This is a genomic window from Synechocystis sp. FACHB-383 (assembly GCF_014698605.1).
GTDB lineage: Bacteria > Cyanobacteriota > Cyanobacteriia > Cyanobacteriales > Microcystaceae > Synechocystis > Synechocystis salina.
Genome location: NZ_JACJTJ010000014.1, coordinates 67,751 through 84,808 on the forward strand (window position 1 = coordinate 67,751; position 17,058 = coordinate 84,808).

Annotated in this window: 13 protein-coding genes and 1 tRNA gene; 7 read left to right on the forward strand and 7 right to left on the reverse strand. The window is 46.5% G+C overall.

The genetic code is table 11. The annotated features are described in order from the left end of the window. Positions 1-187: 187 nt before the first annotated feature. From H6G45_RS03265 to H6G45_RS03275, 3 genes are all read right to left on the reverse strand, one after another. Complete coding sequence (locus H6G45_RS03265) at positions 188-745, reverse strand: hypothetical protein (RefSeq protein WP_199309549.1); 558 nt, start codon at positions 743-745, stop codon at positions 188-190. Between the two features lie 173 nt (positions 746-918). After that, positions 919-1,461, reverse strand: coding sequence for a hypothetical protein (locus tag H6G45_RS03270; RefSeq protein WP_190596572.1), 543 nt, complete (start codon positions 1,459-1,461; stop codon positions 919-921). A gap of 99 nt (positions 1,462-1,560) precedes the next feature. Continuing rightward, positions 1,561-2,196 (reverse strand): ParA family protein, encoded by a 636-nt coding sequence (locus tag H6G45_RS03275; protein ID WP_190596574.1) that lies wholly within the window; start codon positions 2,194-2,196, stop codon positions 1,561-1,563. A 155-nt stretch (positions 2,197-2,351) separates the two neighbouring features. Here H6G45_RS03275 and H6G45_RS03280 point away from each other — a divergent pair, with 155 nt between their 5' ends. The 4 genes from H6G45_RS03280 (at position 2,352) to H6G45_RS19775 (ending at position 8,635) form a co-directional block, all read left to right on the forward strand. Further along, entirely contained in the window at positions 2,352-3,725 is a 1,374-nt protein-coding gene (locus tag H6G45_RS03280) for a HAMP domain-containing sensor histidine kinase (protein ID WP_190596576.1), read from the forward strand. Positions 3,726-3,739: 14 nt separating this feature from the next. Continuing rightward, entirely contained in the window at positions 3,740-5,443 is a 1,704-nt protein-coding gene (locus tag H6G45_RS03285) for an AarF/ABC1/UbiB kinase family protein (protein WP_190596578.1), read from the forward strand. 421 nt (positions 5,444-5,864) lie between these two features. Further along, positions 5,865-7,136 carry an EAL domain-containing protein gene (locus H6G45_RS03290; RefSeq protein ID WP_199309550.1) on the forward strand — a complete coding sequence of 424 codons (1,272 nt, stop codon included), beginning with the start codon at positions 5,865-5,867 and terminating at the stop codon, positions 7,134-7,136. A 152-nt stretch (positions 7,137-7,288) separates the two neighbouring features. Next, positions 7,289-8,635 carry a CIA30 family protein gene (locus tag H6G45_RS19775; RefSeq protein WP_190596580.1) on the forward strand — a complete coding sequence of 449 codons (1,347 nt, stop codon included), beginning with the start codon at positions 7,289-7,291 and terminating at the stop codon, positions 8,633-8,635. Positions 8,636-8,693: 58 nt separating this feature from the next. Here H6G45_RS19775 and H6G45_RS03300 read toward each other — a convergent pair whose 3' ends face one another. The 3 genes from H6G45_RS03300 to H6G45_RS03310 form a co-directional block, all read right to left on the reverse strand. Then, on the reverse strand, positions 8,694-9,653 hold the full coding sequence (locus H6G45_RS03300; RefSeq protein WP_190596582.1) for a mechanosensitive ion channel family protein: 960 nt from the start codon (positions 9,651-9,653) through the stop codon (positions 8,694-8,696). Beyond that, positions 9,650-10,888, reverse strand: coding sequence for an AsnC family protein (locus tag H6G45_RS03305; RefSeq protein ID WP_242018024.1), 1,239 nt, complete (start codon positions 10,886-10,888; stop codon positions 9,650-9,652). The genes H6G45_RS03300 and H6G45_RS03305 overlap by 4 nt, the downstream gene beginning before the upstream one ends. Before the next feature lie 45 nt (positions 10,889-10,933). Continuing rightward, positions 10,934-11,005: transfer RNA gene (locus tag H6G45_RS03310), tRNA-Gly, on the reverse strand. Between the two features lie 125 nt (positions 11,006-11,130). Between H6G45_RS03310 and rlmN the strand changes: the two genes are divergently transcribed. The 3 genes from rlmN to H6G45_RS03325 all read left to right on the forward strand — a co-directional run bounded on the left by rlmN (position 11,131) and on the right by H6G45_RS03325 (position 14,773). Beyond that, entirely contained in the window at positions 11,131-12,174 is a 1,044-nt protein-coding gene (gene rlmN / locus H6G45_RS03315; protein WP_190596586.1) for a 23S rRNA (adenine(2503)-C(2))-methyltransferase RlmN, read from the forward strand. 41 nt (positions 12,175-12,215) lie between these two features. Next, the gene (gene cbiE / locus H6G45_RS03320) at positions 12,216-13,484 is read left to right on the forward strand and encodes a precorrin-6y C5,15-methyltransferase (decarboxylating) subunit CbiE (protein WP_190596588.1); all 1,269 of its coding nucleotides are present in this window, start codon (positions 12,216-12,218) and stop codon (positions 13,482-13,484) included. A 104-nt stretch (positions 13,485-13,588) separates the two neighbouring features. Beyond that, positions 13,589-14,773, forward strand: coding sequence for a M20 family metallopeptidase (locus tag H6G45_RS03325; protein ID WP_190596613.1), 1,185 nt, complete (start codon positions 13,589-13,591; stop codon positions 14,771-14,773). 197 nt (positions 14,774-14,970) lie between these two features. Here H6G45_RS03325 and H6G45_RS03330 read toward each other — a convergent pair whose 3' ends face one another. Further along, positions 14,971-16,782, reverse strand: coding sequence for an RNA-directed DNA polymerase (locus H6G45_RS03330; protein ID WP_190596590.1), 1,812 nt, complete (start codon positions 16,780-16,782; stop codon positions 14,971-14,973). Positions 16,783-17,058 lie beyond the last annotated feature (276 nt).

Below are 17,058 nucleotides of genomic sequence, written 5' to 3' on the forward strand. Positions count from 1 at the left end.
ACCATTATAAGAGCTTTTAAAGGGCCAAGGCCCTAAATCATTGGCTTTTTATTCTTGACTAATGATTTTTATAGTTTTAAGTAACTAGTTTGAACTACATTGCTGGGCAAATTAGCCAGATTACCGCAAAGCTCGGCAATAAAGGGGGTAAAGACAGGGCTCTTTCCCCTTTGCCAGATCTTAGATTCTATTCCTGGGGACCTGGAGCTACGGGAATGGCGGCCCCTTCCACCGGAATGACCTGAATGAGGTGATCTTCTGCCGGATTTTTACTAGCGGGCGGAGCAATGGGAGCTTCACTGGGTAAAGCCTTTTTCGGAGCAGGATTGCTGATAATGGCCGTGTCCACAGCTTTTTGCTCCATGGGTTTACCAAGGGGGCTATGAAGAGGAGGCGAAGAAGGTATTTCGGTAGGGTCGGAAGGTGGTTCTCCATGACTTTCCCCAGCGGGAAGCAGATTCTCACCGATCGCCCCAGTGGTTTCCGTTTCCAGTACTTTGGCAGTTTCAGCGGCCGGGCCAGGGGTCTTATCGGACTTGTCTGCGGTGGACGTGGTGGGACGCAACTCAGAATTGACCAATTTGGCACCACCATTCTGGGGAGCATTATTCTCCGGCCGGGCGATCGCCGGGGGACATTCGGTACTGCTAAGCCCCACTCGACAGCGCAACTCCTCCCTAGCCAAGGAAACAAAAATGCCGGTGCTGGAAAGAAGTAAAGCAAAAATAGTTAAAGCGTTTCTCATAACCACTGACTTAACTTGAATCGGTGTGTTGTCTTTGCCATTGATCCCAGGTGGTTAGCTGAACAACAGCGAACCCATGGCAACCGATCCTAGCCCATGGGAAGAAAAATTTTCATTTTCCAGGGCCATTTTGGCGATCGCCCCTTAGTGGTAGGTAAGAATTTCGCTTTCAGTTAATCAAACCAGCCAATGTCTTCATCGCTCAAATGGGTGGGGGGTTGTTTGGGGGCCACATAACGGGCCGGCATGGCTCGGGGCAGGGTGGTGAGGGCGGTGCTGGTTGGGGGAGTTAAGTCCTCTTCCAAATCCTGAATTTTGCTGTACAGTTTGCCCACCAAATTTTTTTCTTCCGTCAGTTCCGTTTGTAACTTCTCCACCAATTGCACTTCGTTCTGGAGTTTTTTCACCCGAGCCTGTTCTTGTTTTAAACTTTGTTCCAGTTGTTTAACCTTTTCCTGAGCCTTTTTTTCTTGCCGTTGGCGATCGTTTAACTGTTGTAACTGCTCCTTAAGTTTTTCCCCTTGGCTTTTTTCTGCTTGCAGTGCTGCCTTAATATTATCTAACTGGGCTTTGAGCTGGGCCAGATCTGCTGTGGGTTCAGGGATAGAGGTCTCTGGAGTGGGCTCGGGAGCAGGGGAAATCTCAGCCTTTACCTCCGGTTGAGATTGGGCTTTAACTTCTTGTTTGAGGAGATCCGATAAGCTTTTTCTGGCCATGGCAAAGGGAAAATCTAGAAATATAAAAATTAATGATCAAACTATGGGTTTGGGCTAAGGAAATAAACTGGGCCAATGTTGATTAACGGGCCCCCAGGCCTAGAGTAATTCTCGCAAAAGTTCGTCCGCCACCCGTCGATAATCCGATTGGGCCTCCTTAGCATGTTTGCCCTTCCATTGGGTAATGGCCATACCGTCCAACACAGACCGCTCATGGGCTTTATAACTCCGCACGAAGGCGTGGTAAGCAGGAATACCCAGTTCCAAGAGGGTATTCTGGGCTTCTAATGTTTCATTCAGACTGCGGGAGTCCACCTTAGTCAACAGCACCCGATGGGCCACCCGTAGGGGATTAACAGCGCTTTTTACTGTATCGATCAATGCCGTCAAATCCATGGGAGCTGGGGGTGTGGGCAACACTAGGTAATCAGCTAGCCCAATGACCGTCCTCAAAGCCTCAGAGCGGAGGGCCGGGGGCGTGTCCACCACGATAATTTGGTAGTCGCCTACCTGGGGTAAATTTTTCAATGCCTGGGGATTATTTTCTTGACTGAGATGGAAACCCATCTTGTCACCACTGCGTTCCACCCACCAACTGGCAGAGCCCTGGGGGTCCGCATCTACCAAAAGTACTGATCTCTTTTCCGCTAAAATTGCGGCCAAGTTAACTGCGGTTGTGGTTTTGCCAACGCCGCCCTTGCCGTTAACTACTGCCAAAATCTTTGGTGTGGACACCGATTTTCCCTACCTTGACCTATTGCCGTTGCCCCTCAACATACCATATTGCTCCTCACATTTAGGGAATTATACTGGGGTCAGAAGCGGATTTTTACCCATATCCTGGGGAGTTAGCTGGTGCGCGAAAGTTACCCAATTTGTTGATTGTACGAATGGCAAACCACTTTGCTTCCCTTGGCAAGTCCCTCATTGATCTCGTTTGTCTTCCTCCAGGGAACGAGCCGGTGCCTGTTTTGCTGGCTCATAAGTTAGCTCTGGCCCTACAGTCGGAGGTGGTGGTATGGATAGTGGGGCAGGCCCAGCCTTGGTTTTGGTCCTTGGCCGGCAAACATGGCCGTTGGCCCAGTGAAGATTTTTGGCAGGATTGCCCTCCCCATACTCTGGAGGCGATCGCCAACGGTCAAGGATCAACTTTAACGACGGAAGAATGGCCATTGTGGCAAGAACTTTTTCATTTACCTTGCCCCAGGGTAGAGGGGGTTAAAACGTTTTTCCAAGGACGGGAAAATGGGCTAATTCTAACGGCGCATAGTTGCCCAGTTAAGGAAAAATCGGTTCAAAAAAAGCGGCAATTTCCTTTACAAAAGCTTCAGGATGATTTAGGGGTGATTAACCAATTATTATCAGGAATTGAGTTGCCGAACAATGAATTGCTGCAGGATTTATCTTCTGTCAATCTTGCTGAATTTGACCCCATCAGCACGCCCCATTCCTCCCGCAATTTTTTTGAAGAAAGCCCGATTTTAAAAATCTGGTATGAAGCCAGCCATCGGCAATTAGAACAACAAAAACAATGGAATGAGAAATTAATTAACAATATCATTACCATCATGAGTGACCAGACCCGCAATCCCCTGGCCACCATTCGCATGGTAGTTGCAACTTTGCGAGCCACTCCCCCCACTCCAGAAAAGCTAGAGCAAAGGCTAGAAATCATCGATCAAGCGTGGCATAAACTTAATGATATTAACAGCAAAATTTTACAATTAAAACAACTCAAGCAAGAGGGTAACCAGTTAGAAATACAAAACTTAGAGATGATTTCCTTACTAAAGGAGATGATTGAAGACGCCACTCCCTTGAGCAAAGATAATCACAAAATAGAACTCCATTACGACCATGAAATTAATTCCGTGGCCGCCGACGATAAATATTTGCGGCAAATTTTCCAGGAACTGTTAGCTAATGCACAAAAATTTGCTGTGGCTGACAGTCCTATTGTTGTCACCGTAGAACAATGCGATCACACTGCAATGGAATTAAAAAAAAAGGTTAAATGCACTTTTAGCAATCATACGGTGGCCATAGATGCTCAAAATATCCAACATTTATTTGATCCCTTTTATCGGGAGCAATGGACCATTGATTCGGCGATCGCCGGAGTGGGGTTGGGGTTAACCATTGTCCGCACTTTAATCGAACAACTCAATGGTAAGATCAGCGTTGTGGGAAAGCCCTCCAGCCAGCCAGGCCAGAGTATAATAACTTTTACCTTAATGATTCCGGAGTCTGGGGCGACTGAATAATTTTTCCTCCGTTGATGATGGTCATTTCGCAACCGGTGGCGGATCGGCCCCTCAGTTGGTCGGGCTTGTCCCGTAAGCCCTGGCGCAGACAACTGGCGGTCACTAGAGTTTTTCTTTCCTTTGTGTTCTTTTTGTGGTGGGACCGACTCACGGCTCCCCAGTCTGCCCAACGGCGCTATCGTCGGGCCCAATGGTTGGTGCAACAATTACTTTATTTGGGCCCCACTTTTATCAAAATTGGTCAGTCCCTTTCCACCAGGGCCGACATTATTCCTGCTGAATATATCCAGGCCTTTACCCAACTCCAAGACCGAGTACCTCCCTTTGATTCCCGCCAGGCGATCGCCGTGATTGAAGAGGAATTGCACGGGGCGATCGATGAAGTTTTTCAACAATTTGAGGTTACTCCCCTGGCATCGGCCAGTTTAGGCCAAGTGCATAGGGCCGTATTACCCACGGGGGAAGCGGTGGTGGTGAAGGTACAAAGACCGGGATTAGACAGTTTATTAAATCTAGATTTTGAGCTTCTACATCAAACATTACGGCTGGCGAAAAGATGGTTGCCTGGGTTCCGAAATCTGGCTCAAAAATATGAAGTGGAAGCCATTTATCAAGAATTTTTCTCCCTACTATTTTTAGAAATTGATTATATCCACGAAGGAAAAAACGCAGAGAGATTCCGTCAAAATTTTGCTGATTATCCTCGGGTCAGAGTGCCAGAAATTTATTGGCAATATACTACTCGCATGGTTTTAACCCTGGAATATTTACCAGGCATTAAAGTGGACGATCGCCAAGCCTTAGAAACCGCTGGCATTGATTTAGATTTAGTCATTCAAACAGGCATTTGTGCCTATTTAAAACAACTACTCATTGACGGTTTTTTCCAGTCCGATCCCCATCCGGGTAACATGGCGGTGGATAGCCAAGGAGACTTGATTTTTTATGATTTTGGCACCATGGCGGAGGTGAAAATCATTGCCAAAGATCAAATGATACAAACCTTTTTTGCTGTACTGAAAAAGGATGCTAACCAAGTGTTGGAAGCCTTAATTTATATGGGCTTAGTGGAACCCAAAGGGGATCTCAGTCCCGTCAAAAGAATTATTAACTTTTTGCTCGATAACTTTCGGGACAAACCGATTGATATTAAAGCCTTTGACCAAGTGGGGGAAGAGGTCTATGCCATGTTCCAACAACAACCCTTCCGCTTACCTCCCCAAATGACCTTTATTTTAAAATCCATCTCCACCCTAGATGGCATCGCCCGGGCCTTGGACCCCCGCTATAATTTAATCGCCGCCAGTCAGCCCTTCATCCAAAGCGTCACCGTTGCCCAACCCAAACGTTCCCTGGCCATGGCACTGGTGCAACAGGTTAAACAATTTGCCCTCGACCAATTGAACAGACCATCCCGTAACCAACAATTTCTCCAGGAATTAACCGCCAAATTAGAACGGGGCGAGCTCCAGTTTGCCACCCGCTCCCCGGAAGGCGATCGCCTGTTGCGAAAAATCCACTTGGCCTTGAAAAGTCTAATTTTTGCCTGTTTAACGGGGTTTACCCTGCTGTCAGCGACGGTGCTGTTATCCACTGTGTATGCCCGCTTTGCCGTGATTGGCTTTGGCTTAGCGGGTTTATTTAGCCTCTTTCTACTGCGTTCTTTGATCAAGTTGGCGGTGCAGGAAAGGTTAGACCGACTGGTGCAGAAAAGGTAATTGACTTATTGACGCTGGAAACCGAATCAAGTGTGTCCAGATAAACAAGGTATTTTCTCCATAGGCTGCCCTAGGGAAATTTGCATTGTCCTCTTATTATTGGTTTATTGGTTAAATCACCTTACTCAATTTAGTACACAGACTGTGGTACCTTAAAGATTTCTCCTGTGTTTCTATGTATTGAACAACGGGGCCAGTGTAAGGCTATTAAAGGCTATTATATGAATTATGTTAGGTTGCAACCGATTCAGATAACTTATGTTCGGTTGGGCTGCCAAATACCCAGTCTGTTTTGCCCCCGTAAAAACCTTGCTCCTAGCAAGCAGCAAAGTATGCGCACTTCCTTTTTATAGCAGTTACCGGAAGCCTAACAACCGTCCAAGAAAATCTAACAAGATATTTCTTTTATTAGGAGTGGCGAATGAGTTCCCCAATAGACTCAGCTTCTGAAGAATTAGCGGCAGGGCGTCCCTCCACTCCAGAGGCTCTTATGGCTATCAGTTCAGAAAAATTGCCTAGCAATGACGATGATGTCGATTTGGTGTACGATGCGTTGCGCGCTATTCGCTCCCATCTCATGATGGAGGTTGCCTTCATTTCTGAATTTGCTTTCGGCAAAAGATATTTCCGCTACGTAGATTCTATTTCAGAAAATCCACCAATCAGGGTTGGAGATTCTAATCCCCTGGAAGAAAGCTATTGTCAGCAAATTGTTAACGGGAGTCTGCCCGAGGTCATTCCAGATGCCTGGCTGATCCCAGCAGCCATGGATTTTCCAGTCACAAAAGCCCTGCCAGTTAGAGCCCATATAAGTGTGCCCATCCGGTTTAGCAGTGGACAGATCTATGGCACCTTCTGTTGCTTTAGCTCTAAACCCAACTATTCCCTAGACAAACGAGATTTGTTAATGATGCGTACCTTTGCTGATTTTGCATCAAGGCAAATCGAAAGACGGATTGTCAGTGAAATAGCTTGTAAAGAAAAGTTCGAGAGGGTTAGATTCGTCCTGGACACTTCAGCCTATAAAATTGTTTACCAACCCATTTTTAACTTTGAAGACGACCGGATTGTGGGATTTGAGAGTTTAACCCGCTTTTCCCATTTGCCAATGCGTAGTCCAGATATTTGGTTTGCTGAGGCGGAGGAAGTTGGTCTGGGGGAAGAGCTTGAAATGGCTGTCATCAAAAAAGCCATCGTTGCACTCCACCATCTGCCCCAACACATCTACATTTCCCTCAACGTATCTCCAGATAATATTGCCAATGGGGCGATCGCCCGGGTGCTTGAAAATGTGCCACTTGATCGGATTGTTCTTGAAGTGACTGAGCATACCGCCATATCTGACTACCCGAGGGTGTTATCGATGCTGGAACCATTGCGCAGTAAGGGCTTACGTCTGGCTGTTGATGACGCTGGTGCTGGCTATTCCAGTTTTCGTCACATCCTCCAAATGCACCCTGATTTGATCAAGCTCGATATTTATCTAGTTCGGCATATTGATACTGACTGCAAACTCCGTGCTTTAGCCAAAGCCCTGGTCAGCTTTGCCGATGAAACCGCCGTTAAAGTGATCGCTGAGGGGGTCGAAACCCCAGAAGAATTGGATTCTTTGCTACGCATCCGGGTAAATAATGCCCAAGGGTATTTCCTGGGGCGACCCATGGAGATGGAAGCGGCGATGGCACTTTTGTAGATGGGGTGGATTTGTTGGTCTGGCAATAATTGGGGGTCAGAATGGCTTTTCCAACACCCCCTTAGTTTATTGGTTCTGGTCAAAATTGCCTAGCGCAGAGACCCAGGGAAGATTAGATTAGAAACAATGCTGTCAACCAAGGTAAAAATACTGTGATTTTAGTTGTGGGAGCCACCGGCGGCGTGGGCAAACGGGTAGTTAAGTTGCTCGTTGACGGGGGCCAAGATGTGCGGGTATTGGTGCGGGATTTACCCAGGGCCCAAAAACTTTTCCAAGCTTGGTTTGGGGGTCAGCTACCCGATCGCCTGGAATTTTTTGGGGGCGATTTAACTATTGCTGAAAGTCTGACTCCAGCATTAATGGCGAGAGTGACGGCGGTGATTTGTTGTAGTGGCACCAAGGTTCAGCCGGTGGAAGGGGACACTCCCCAACGGGAAAAGTATTACCAGGGACTCAAGTTTTACCTGCCGGAAGTGGTGGATGTGCCGGAACAGGTGGAGTATGAAGGCATTAAAAATTTACTGGCGGTGGTCCAAGACCATATACAACCCAAGGAAAGTACCTTAATGGATTTTAGTCAGACCAATTCTCCCCGATTGGCCTGGTATTCCGTTGATGATGGGGTGATGGGGGGAGTCAGCGCTAGCCAATGGCGACTGACCGGCGATCGGGCTTTATTCACCGGGGAAGTTTCCACCGTCAATAATGGGGGCTTTGCCTCGGTACGATCGCCAAATTTTGAGCCAGCTTTGGATCTTTCCCACGCTGAGGGTATCCAACTCCGCACCCAGGGGGACGGCAAACGCTACAAATTCATTGTCCGCAGTCAGAATGAATGGGATGGACTGAGCTACTGTTACTCCTTTGATACGTTCAACAATCGTCCCCAAACGGTCTGCATTCCCTTCCAGCAATTAATTCCCGTCTTTCGGGCGAAGACCGTGCCAGAAAAGGGCCCATTTAATCCCTCCCAGGTGTCCGCTTTGCAGTTGATGCATAGCAAATTTGAGTATGACGGTGGCCTAAACCCCAGCTTTTCTCCAGGCATATTTGGTTTGGAAATTGAGTCGATTAAAACCTATGCCAATCCCCTCACGCCCCAGTTCATCCACGTCAGTTCGGCGGGGGTCACCCGTCCCGGTCGTCCAGGGTTAAATTTAGCGGAAGAACCCCCTGCGGTGCGTCTCAATGAACAATTGGGGGGCATTTTGACCTGGAAGTTACGGGGGGAAGATGCCATCCGGGGCAGTGGACTGACCTACACCATCATTCGACCCTGTGCTTTAACGGAATCGGAAAATCCAGAAATGTTGCAATTTGCCCAGGGGGATAATCTACGGGGGCAAGTTAGTCGCTGGGCGATCGCCAAGTTATGCGTGGATAGCTTGCAATTGGCAGAAGCCGGGGGCAAAACCTTTGAAGTCAGTGCCAGTGAGCCGGGCAGTAACCAGGCCGCCTGGCCATTTCTGCTCAGACAACTGAATTTTGATCAACGTTGATTTTCTAAGGAGTACTTTCTTCCACTGTTTATGGTAGCAATCTAAGCTGAAAGCCTATCTATTCAGGGTCTAACTCGTTCTGCCCCAGCTTTAGTTTGGGATAGGGCAACCCCTGTTGGCCAAAGGCCCGTTTAGCCCGACGGATTAAATCGGTTTGGTAGGCAAATTCATCCCGGGCATCCATGGGATAGGAACGGAGCTTAAATTCGGTGCCCCAGATGTGTTCTTTCATCACCACCACAATGGGAATGCTGAGTTGGGTGTAGCGACTGCTGTAGGCGGCCTGGTACAAAATGCGGATAACCTGTTCCACGTCAACGCTGTGGTCAAAGTAAAAGCTAGTGGCCACCTGGGCTTCGAGGTTGCCCCCATTGGCATTGGAAATGGGTTCTGTCCAAGTTTTGTTATGGGGAATGGTGACGTTATTGTCATCCGGGGTCTGTAGACAAATACCCCGCAGTCCATAGCCCGTCACTTCGCCGTAATGATCGCCAATTTGAATCCGATCGCCTACCCGATAGGGGGCTTCAAACAGGGCCACCACCCCGGCAATAATGGAGCTAATGTAATCTTTAAATGCAAAACCCAGAGCCACCGCAATGGTTCCAGTCAAGGCCAATAAATTACCTTCCGATAAATTAAAAAATAGGTTTAATAAATAGGAAATGGTAACCAGTAAAATTAGCGCTTTGCAAAACGGCAAGGATTGTTTTACCAACAGCCGAAAGCGCCGGGGAACCCGCTCCGAAATCCAGTTGGTCACCTTTTGGATCACCGCCATCATGCCATAGGCGATCGCCACAGTAATTACGGCTCGAATAATTTTGCGGATGGTCAAATCCGTCAACAGGCTTTCGGGAATTTCGTCCGGGGCAGTCATCTGGGCCAAGGGCAGGGAGGGCAGATCCTGGAGCCAAAATGTCCACTGATCATTCAGATAAACTACCGGCAAATAATGGGCGATGGCATTCCCATTCAAATCAAAAAAATCTGGCAAAACTGTTACATTTAGCATCATCTTCCCCCCACAAAGAAATTATTATTGGCCAATTCACTTTGCAGTTGTTGATAGTAAGTGGGACAAATAATTAAATCTCCCCAACGACGCTCCAGAATATCTTCCCGCAGCAGCCATTGCACCCTAGCCTGGATTTGACTTTCCGGTTCCCCTAAACTCAGAGCTAGGTGCCCAGGACTAATGCGGCCGTGGATCATCAAAGAATGGAGCAAATACAAGTCTAGGTTGGTAAGGGACGGTAAGCTCGGTTGGGCAGGGCTAACTTGGGACAAAGGAGAGATTCGGTCCTCGTTTTCTTTGGTATTGAGCACCAATTGAGCCGGGTCTTCTGTTTCCATCACTTGCTTTTCTATGCGCAGACTCCGCAACCAAAGTTTAGCTGCAATGGAACTAACCCCCTGGGAGCAGTCCGCTAGGCTTTGCCAATAAACTTCGACTTCTTCTTGGTCATCTGACGACGCTGGATCAGCACTAACCGGGTCGGCAAGGTCTTCGTTGGTGGTGGTGCCCCATTGTTCTGTGAGGGGGGCTAACCAACTGTGGAGCATTTCCCCCGTTAAGGTTGGCAGAGGACGTACATCATCGAAATAGGCACTGATCTGGCCGACAAAATCCAGGAAGTCCCAGGCCCAGGAGTTACAACCAATCAGCCAAAAGTACTGGGGGTTATGGACAGTAATTTCCCGCAAAAAACCAATGCCGTCCCAACCGCTAATGCAACGCAAAAAGCATTGTTCTAGGGAAGGAATTACCACCACGGTGGTGCGCTGTTCCAAACACGCCACATCTTGACTTAGTTCCACTCCCTGGCCGTCAAACTCAATGCCACCCTGGGCTTCGAGGGCCCGTCGTAATTGTCCCGTTATGGTCAAAGGATCGGGGGGGCGACGAAAATCCCCCAGGGGCTTAACCACCGTCACCTCTAAATCATTTTCCCAGCCCTGGAGACTGTCCTGCAAAATTTTGGTGATCGGCTCCACTGGATTGGCCAAAATCACCAGGCTATTGGGGGCCTCTAGGTTCTTTTGCCAGGCCTTTAGGCTATCTTCCAGGGCGGCATGGATAGCTTCGGTGTAGGCGCTGGGGGTAGCAAGGGAGTTAATGGATTGGAGCAATTCCGCTTCTAATGTGTCCGGCAAGGGCACCAAATCCTTGTGGGAATGGTCGTTCTCCTGACTCTTATGCAACCAGAAAAATAATTTCTGCTTAAGAAACTGCCAGGTAAAACCCACCATTGCCATGTTCTTATCTGCTCCACAGCGTGGGGTGATTTTTAGCTAAGCGGGTAACGCGATTCGAACGCGCGACATCAACCTTGGCAAGGTTGCGCTCTACCACTGAGCTATACCCGCAAATTTCAAACTTTTACCAATATGCCAAAGAAAGATTTTTCTGTCAACAATCGGCCAGGATTTTTTTGTGGTGGCCGGGAAATCTGACTTACACTGGCGATGGATGCTTCTTTTCGATTACCGTCATGGCCCCTTCCCCTGTCCCCCTACTTTCCCTTTCCCTGCCGGAGTTAACCTCCTGGGTGCAAACCACTGGCCAACCGGCCTATCGGGGTAAGCAAATTCACCAATGGCTGTACCAAAAAGGGGCCCGTTCCCTCAACACCATGACGGATTTGCCCAAGGCTTGGCGGGAAAAAAATGCTAATTATCCCATCGGGCGATCGGTGATTGACCACTGTGCGGTGGCCCCGGACCACACCAGGAAATATCTGCTCCGTTTGGCCGATGGTTTGATCATTGAAACGGTGGGCATTCCCAGCAGTAAGCGTCTGACGGTGTGTGTTTCCTCCCAGGTGGGCTGTGCCATGGATTGTAATTTCTGTGCCACGGGTAAGGGGGGTTTCATCCGTAACTTGCAGAGTTATGAAATTGTGGACCAGGTGTTGACGGTGCAGGAGGAATTTCAAGAACGGGTGAGTAATGTGGTTTTTATGGGCATGGGAGAACCGTTGTTAAATTTGCCCGAGGTGGTGAAGGCGGTGGAATGCCTTAATCAAGTGGTGGGTATTGGCCAGCGGGCGTTGACCATTTCCACTGTGGGTTTGCCAGGGAAAATTCGCCAACTAGCCGATCGCCATTTGCAGGTGACGTTTGCGGTTAGCCTCCATGCCCCCAATCAAACTTTGCGCCAATCGTTAATTCCCAGTGCCCGGCACTATCCCCTGGAGCAATTGTTGGCAGACTGCCGGGCCTATGTGGAAACCACGGGGCGGCGGGTGACGTTTGAGTATGTTCTGCTGGCGGGGGTTAATGACCAACCAGTCCATGCCGAAGAATTGGCCCAAAAGTTGCGGGGTTTCCAAACCCATGTCAATTTAATTCCCTACAATCCCATCTCCGAGGTGGATTATCAGCGCCCCACGGAAGCCCAAATTAATCAATTTGCCCAGGTTTTGAGTGACCATCGCATTGCAGTCAGTGTTCGTTATTCCCGGGGTGTACAAGCGGATGCGGCCTGTGGCCAGCTACGGGCTTCCCGCCAAGAAGAATTAACCGCTACGGTTTGAGAAGCCCCCTAGTCCCCCAAATGAGCTGGAGCTTTAGTTAGATGATCCATGTGGTGGGCATTGGCCTGGATGGTGCTGAAGGGTTAACTGGGTCAGTGCTGGCATTAATTGCTAAAGCCAAAATGTTGGCCGGTGGCGATCGCCATTTGGGTTACTTTCCCCAGTATGGCGAAAAAAGCTTAGTAATCAAGGATTTTTCAGCGGATTTAAATAAAATTAAGCAAATTCACCAGACTTTAGGGTCAGGGGAAACTATTGTCGTTTTAGCTTCCGGTGATCCCCTTTACTTTGGCCTGGGACGGTTGTTACTAGAAAAATTTTCTGCGGAGCAATTAAAATTTCATCCCCATGTGAGTTCCATTCAACTAGCCTTTAACTGCTTAAAAATGCCTTGGCAGGATGCCACCATCATCAGTGCCCACGGCCGAGTCAACGATTTTCTCAAACAAGCTTTGCAGAAAGGGGCAGAAAAATTGGCCATTCTCACGGACGGGCAAAATCATCCAGGGGCGATCGCCAATTTATGTCTATCCCTGGGGTTAACCACCACCTACCAAGCTTGGGTTTGTGAAAATTTGGGGGCGGAAAATGAACAGATTCAATCCTTTGATTTACCATCTTTAGCGGCACTAACCGCAACAGATTTTGCCTCCCTCAATGTAGTGGTGTTAGTTAAGCAAAAACCGGAAAATGCCGCCATTGATCCCAAGCAATTACCCATTTTTGGCATTGCGGATCATTATTTTGCCAGCTTTAAAGACCGCCCCGGCATGATTACCAAGCAGGCGATCCGGGTGCAAATTCTGGCCGCTTTGGCTCTACGACCCCGACAAATTATTTGGGACATTGGGGCTGGCACGGGATCCGTGGCGATCGAATCTGCTCGGCTTTGTCCCCAGGGAAAAATTTTTGCCATCGAAAAAACTAGCGCTGGCCAACAGTTAATCGAGCAAAACTGTCAACGATTCCAGGTGGAAAACGTGGCTTTGGTGGCCGGCCCCGCCCCGGAATTTTTAAGCGATTTACCTACCCCAGACCGGATCTTCATTGGCGGCAATGGGGGGCAATTAATGCCTATTTTGCAGGCCTGTGGGGAACGCCTACAACGAGACGGCTTAGTGGTGATGGCGATCGCCAGTTTGGAGCATTTGAGTTTGGCCCTGGGTTGGTTTAAGCAACAACAATGGCAGGTGAAAGTGCAACAGGTGCAAATTAGCCAGAGTGTTAAATTTGCTGAACTGACCCGTTTTGATCCCCTTAATCCCATTTATCTACTCACAGCGGCCAGGAACTCCATGGGTCACAGCTAGCCCGGTTAACTTCCCCCAATGGTGTGTTCTACACTAAAAGGCACCATTAACATTTTCCCGTTGCCACTTTGCTATCCTCTGCCCCCCAACAAACCGATTCTGCTTTGGCGGAGCTAAAGAATTTAGCCCAAACCCTACTGCCCCGGCTGGTGGAAATCCGTCGCCATCTCCATGCCCATCCAGAGTTGAGCGGTCAAGAATATCAAACGGCGGCCTATGTGGCGGGGGTGCTGTCCTCCTGTGGTCTCCACGTCGAAGAGGCGATCGGTAAAACGGGAGTGGTGGGGCAATTGTCTGGCAAAGGCGAAGATTCCCGACTGTTGGCCATCCGCACCGATATGGATGCGTTACCTATCCAGGAAATGGTGGGTCTGGCCTTTGCTTCCCGCCATCCTGGAGTAATGCACGCCTGTGGCCACGATATCCACACCACTTTGGGTTTGGGTACGGCCATGGTGTTGTCCCAAATGAGCGCTAAGTTACCGGGGGATGTGCGCTTTTTGTTTCAACCGGCGGAGGAAATCGCCCAGGGGGCCAGTTGGATGATCCAAGATGGGGCAATGAAGGGGGTGAACCATATTTTGGGAGTGCATGTTTTTCCTTCCATTCCGGCTCAGCAGGTGGGCATTCGCTATGGTGCATTGACGGCGGCGGCGGATGATCTAGAAATTTTTATCCAAGGGGAATCGGGCCATGGCGCTAGACCCCACGAGGCGATTGATGCCATTTGGATTGCTGCCCAGGTGATCACGGCTCTACAACAGGCCATTAGTCGTACCCAAAATCCCCTCCGACCGATGGTGCTTTCCCTGGGGCAAATTAGTGGCGGCCGGGCCCCCAATGTGATTGCTGACCAAGTACGTATGGCCGGCACAGTGCGATCGCTCCATCCCGAAACCCATGCCCAATTACCCGAATGGATCGAAGGTATTGTGGCCAGCGTTTGTCAGACCTATGGTGCTAAGTATGAGGTCAATTACCGTCGGGGAGTGCCTTCAGTACAGAACGATGCCCAGCTAAATAAATTGTTGGAAAGCTCGGTACGCCAAGCCTGGGGAGAGGAAGCCCTACAACTCATTCCCGAACCATCCCTGGGGGCAGAGGATTTTGCTCTATACCTAGAACACGCCCCCGGAGCCATGTTTCGCCTAGGCACGGGTTTTGGCGATCGCCAGGTGAATCATCCTTTGCACCATCCCCGCTTTGAAGCTGATGAAGCGGCAATTTTAACGGGGGTTGTCACCCTCAGCTATGCCGCCTGGCAATATTGGCAGAATATCGCAATTTAACAATTTAAAATACTAAATTAACCCCTAGAAATTAAAGGGCAATGCTAGATAATAAACTCTCTTTCTTTTAAGTAGATTAGAGCAATGCGTTATCATTTCTCATTTTGATCGCTCTGTTAACTTATGACATAAACAATAAACGCAGGTGTGCTATGTGACATCGATAAATTCCATAGAACCGAAGATCAAATTATCTTTTAATAAAAATTGGACAATTGTATATCTATCAATGAATGATTTGCGATATATCGATCTTCGTTAGTATGTATTCCATTCTTTTTTGTAGAACCTGTTTTTTCTGTTTTTAGCTTTGATGGAAATGTATATAAATGTAGCTGACCTGACGGATTATAAAATTCTATATCGAAATCTTTCAAGATTTTAAAAAAGTGATTATCTTCAAGAAAATTTGGATTTTTAGTCACCAGCCAACCTTTTTTAATTCCTTCATAGACTAACAGCCAATGTTCAGATAGCAGTGCATTATCATCAAGCTCACTTTCAATTTGTGTAAAATCCGAATTTCCCTGAATTAACTGAGTTGTTTTAGTAATATCAAGTAAAATTAGGAGAGAAACGGCATTGTTCATTTCAAAAACATAATCGACTGTCTTTTGCTCAATGGTAATTTCAAATGTCTTAGCCAACCATAGTGACCACGAAACTTCGAAGTCATGATTCATTTGGCTGTGGTTTTTGATGATTTCTTCAATTATTTCTTTTAGTTTATTCTTAGAATCTTGATCTAAATAATCTTTGTAAGATAGTAAAATTCTTGTCGTAATATCTAATACCGCTGGCTGTATTAGTACTGTTGCAAGCAACAAAGTCTCAAATAATTTCCAATTTTCTTTGGAAATCTCTATTGTTCCAAATTCAAAGGTTTTTAAAGCATATTTGGAGATGGTGTCTGATTTTGATGGTTCTCTTTCAATCATTCTCCAAATCAGACTAAAATAACGTTTTATACTGTACTCAGTCTTTGTGTCATTAAATTTAAATTGAGACAAAGTATAGCTAAACTCATCTTCAAATAAAAATGGAGATTCTCTTATTTTAACTTTTGCTTCATTTATTTCTAATTGAAAGTCGTTTAAGATCTTTTGCAAGGTTTTTAATACTTGGTCTGCCTGATCTTTGCTTTTAACAAACAAGTGATAATCATCATAAAACCTACAACCTTTAAGATCAATATTCTGGAATTTTTCGTGAAGTATGTTGTCAATTCTGCAAGCAATAATTTCTGCAATTATATGAGATGTGTCAGGTCCAATTGGAATACCAATAGATTGCCTATCTTGGCAACCTCTAATGCAATTGTCAATTTCATCCGCTATTGTGTATAAAATGGCATTGTCATCACCACTATCAATTAACTCTATTAATGATTGCTTATTATTAAAATAATATTTTGCTTTTCTCTTTCCCAAGAAAGCCCATGTTATTGAATGAGTATAAATAGTGGGATAAAATTTTGATATGTCAACACGAATTTCTATCAGCTTATTAAATGAAGCATTGATTCTTTGAGTGATAAAATCACTGACACTTTTACTATTAGTTCGGACAGCGCGATTATTTGTTTCTTCAGGAACAGGAAAACTTTTCGAGTATTGTGATTCTTTAAAAATATCTTGAATTTGTCTCCAGTTATCAGCTATTTTTTCTGATAAAAGTATAAAGTGTTTGGGATTTGGAATTCCCAAAAAACGTCTCGAAAACTTTCCCTTAGAAATAGAAAAGCAAATACAACTTGATGAGTTATATTGACTGATAAAATTATCTCTGTACTCCTTTTTTCTTTTTTTAAAATTCTTATTTGACTCTTCAGGATTTTTTATTAAAGCAAATTCTGGGCTATTTATTTCTGTATTGCGCGAATAAGTATTATTCCAACATAAGATAATTTCATTGACTTTTTCTGCAAGTCCAAGCGTGTTAAATGGAGGTGGCAATTCTTTTGGGAAATAACCTTTTCCTATTAAATTTTTTAGCTCTAGATTTTTCAACTTTATAAACTCCTAAAATCTTGGCTCAACAATCACAATCTTGGTTTACGCTTTTTTTACAAAATAAATAGACCATAAGACTAGTTTGATGGCGCTATTTTTAGCATCATAAACAGTTCTTTGTAACCTATAAGAGAAGCTACGGGGAAAAATCGTGCCGAATCCATACACAGAACTAATTCATATAATCATTCATAAGTTCAAAGACTATATTAACTTAAAAACACTATAAAAATTTGCAAATTACAAATTTATTTTTTGGTGGACAAAGCTCCT

Excerpts from the sequence above, each read along its gene's own strand:
- H6G45_RS03285 (WP_190596578.1), top strand. The coding sequence starts at position 3,740 with ATGATGGTCATTTCGCAACCGGTGGCGGATCGGCCCCTCAGTTGGTCG.
- rlmN (WP_190596586.1), top strand. The coding sequence starts at position 11,131 with ATGGCCCCTTCCCCTGTCCCCCTACTTTCCCTTTCCCTGCCGGAGTTA.
- H6G45_RS03265 (WP_199309549.1), bottom strand. The coding sequence starts at position 745 with ATGAGAAACGCTTTAACTATTTTTGCTTTACTTCTTTCCAGCACCGGC.
- H6G45_RS03305 (WP_242018024.1), bottom strand. The coding sequence starts at position 10,888 with ATGGTGGGTTTTACCTGGCAGTTTCTTAAGCAGAAATTATTTTTCTGG.
- cbiE (WP_190596588.1), top strand. The coding sequence starts at position 12,216 with ATGATCCATGTGGTGGGCATTGGCCTGGATGGTGCTGAAGGGTTAACT.
- H6G45_RS03300 (WP_190596582.1), bottom strand. The coding sequence starts at position 9,653 with ATGATGCTAAATGTAACAGTTTTGCCAGATTTTTTTGATTTGAATGGG.
- H6G45_RS03290 (WP_199309550.1), top strand. The coding sequence starts at position 5,865 with ATGAGTTCCCCAATAGACTCAGCTTCTGAAGAATTAGCGGCAGGGCGT.
- H6G45_RS03270 (WP_190596572.1), bottom strand. The coding sequence starts at position 1,461 with ATGGCCAGAAAAAGCTTATCGGATCTCCTCAAACAAGAAGTTAAAGCC.
- H6G45_RS03280 (WP_190596576.1), top strand. The coding sequence starts at position 2,352 with ATGGCAAACCACTTTGCTTCCCTTGGCAAGTCCCTCATTGATCTCGTT.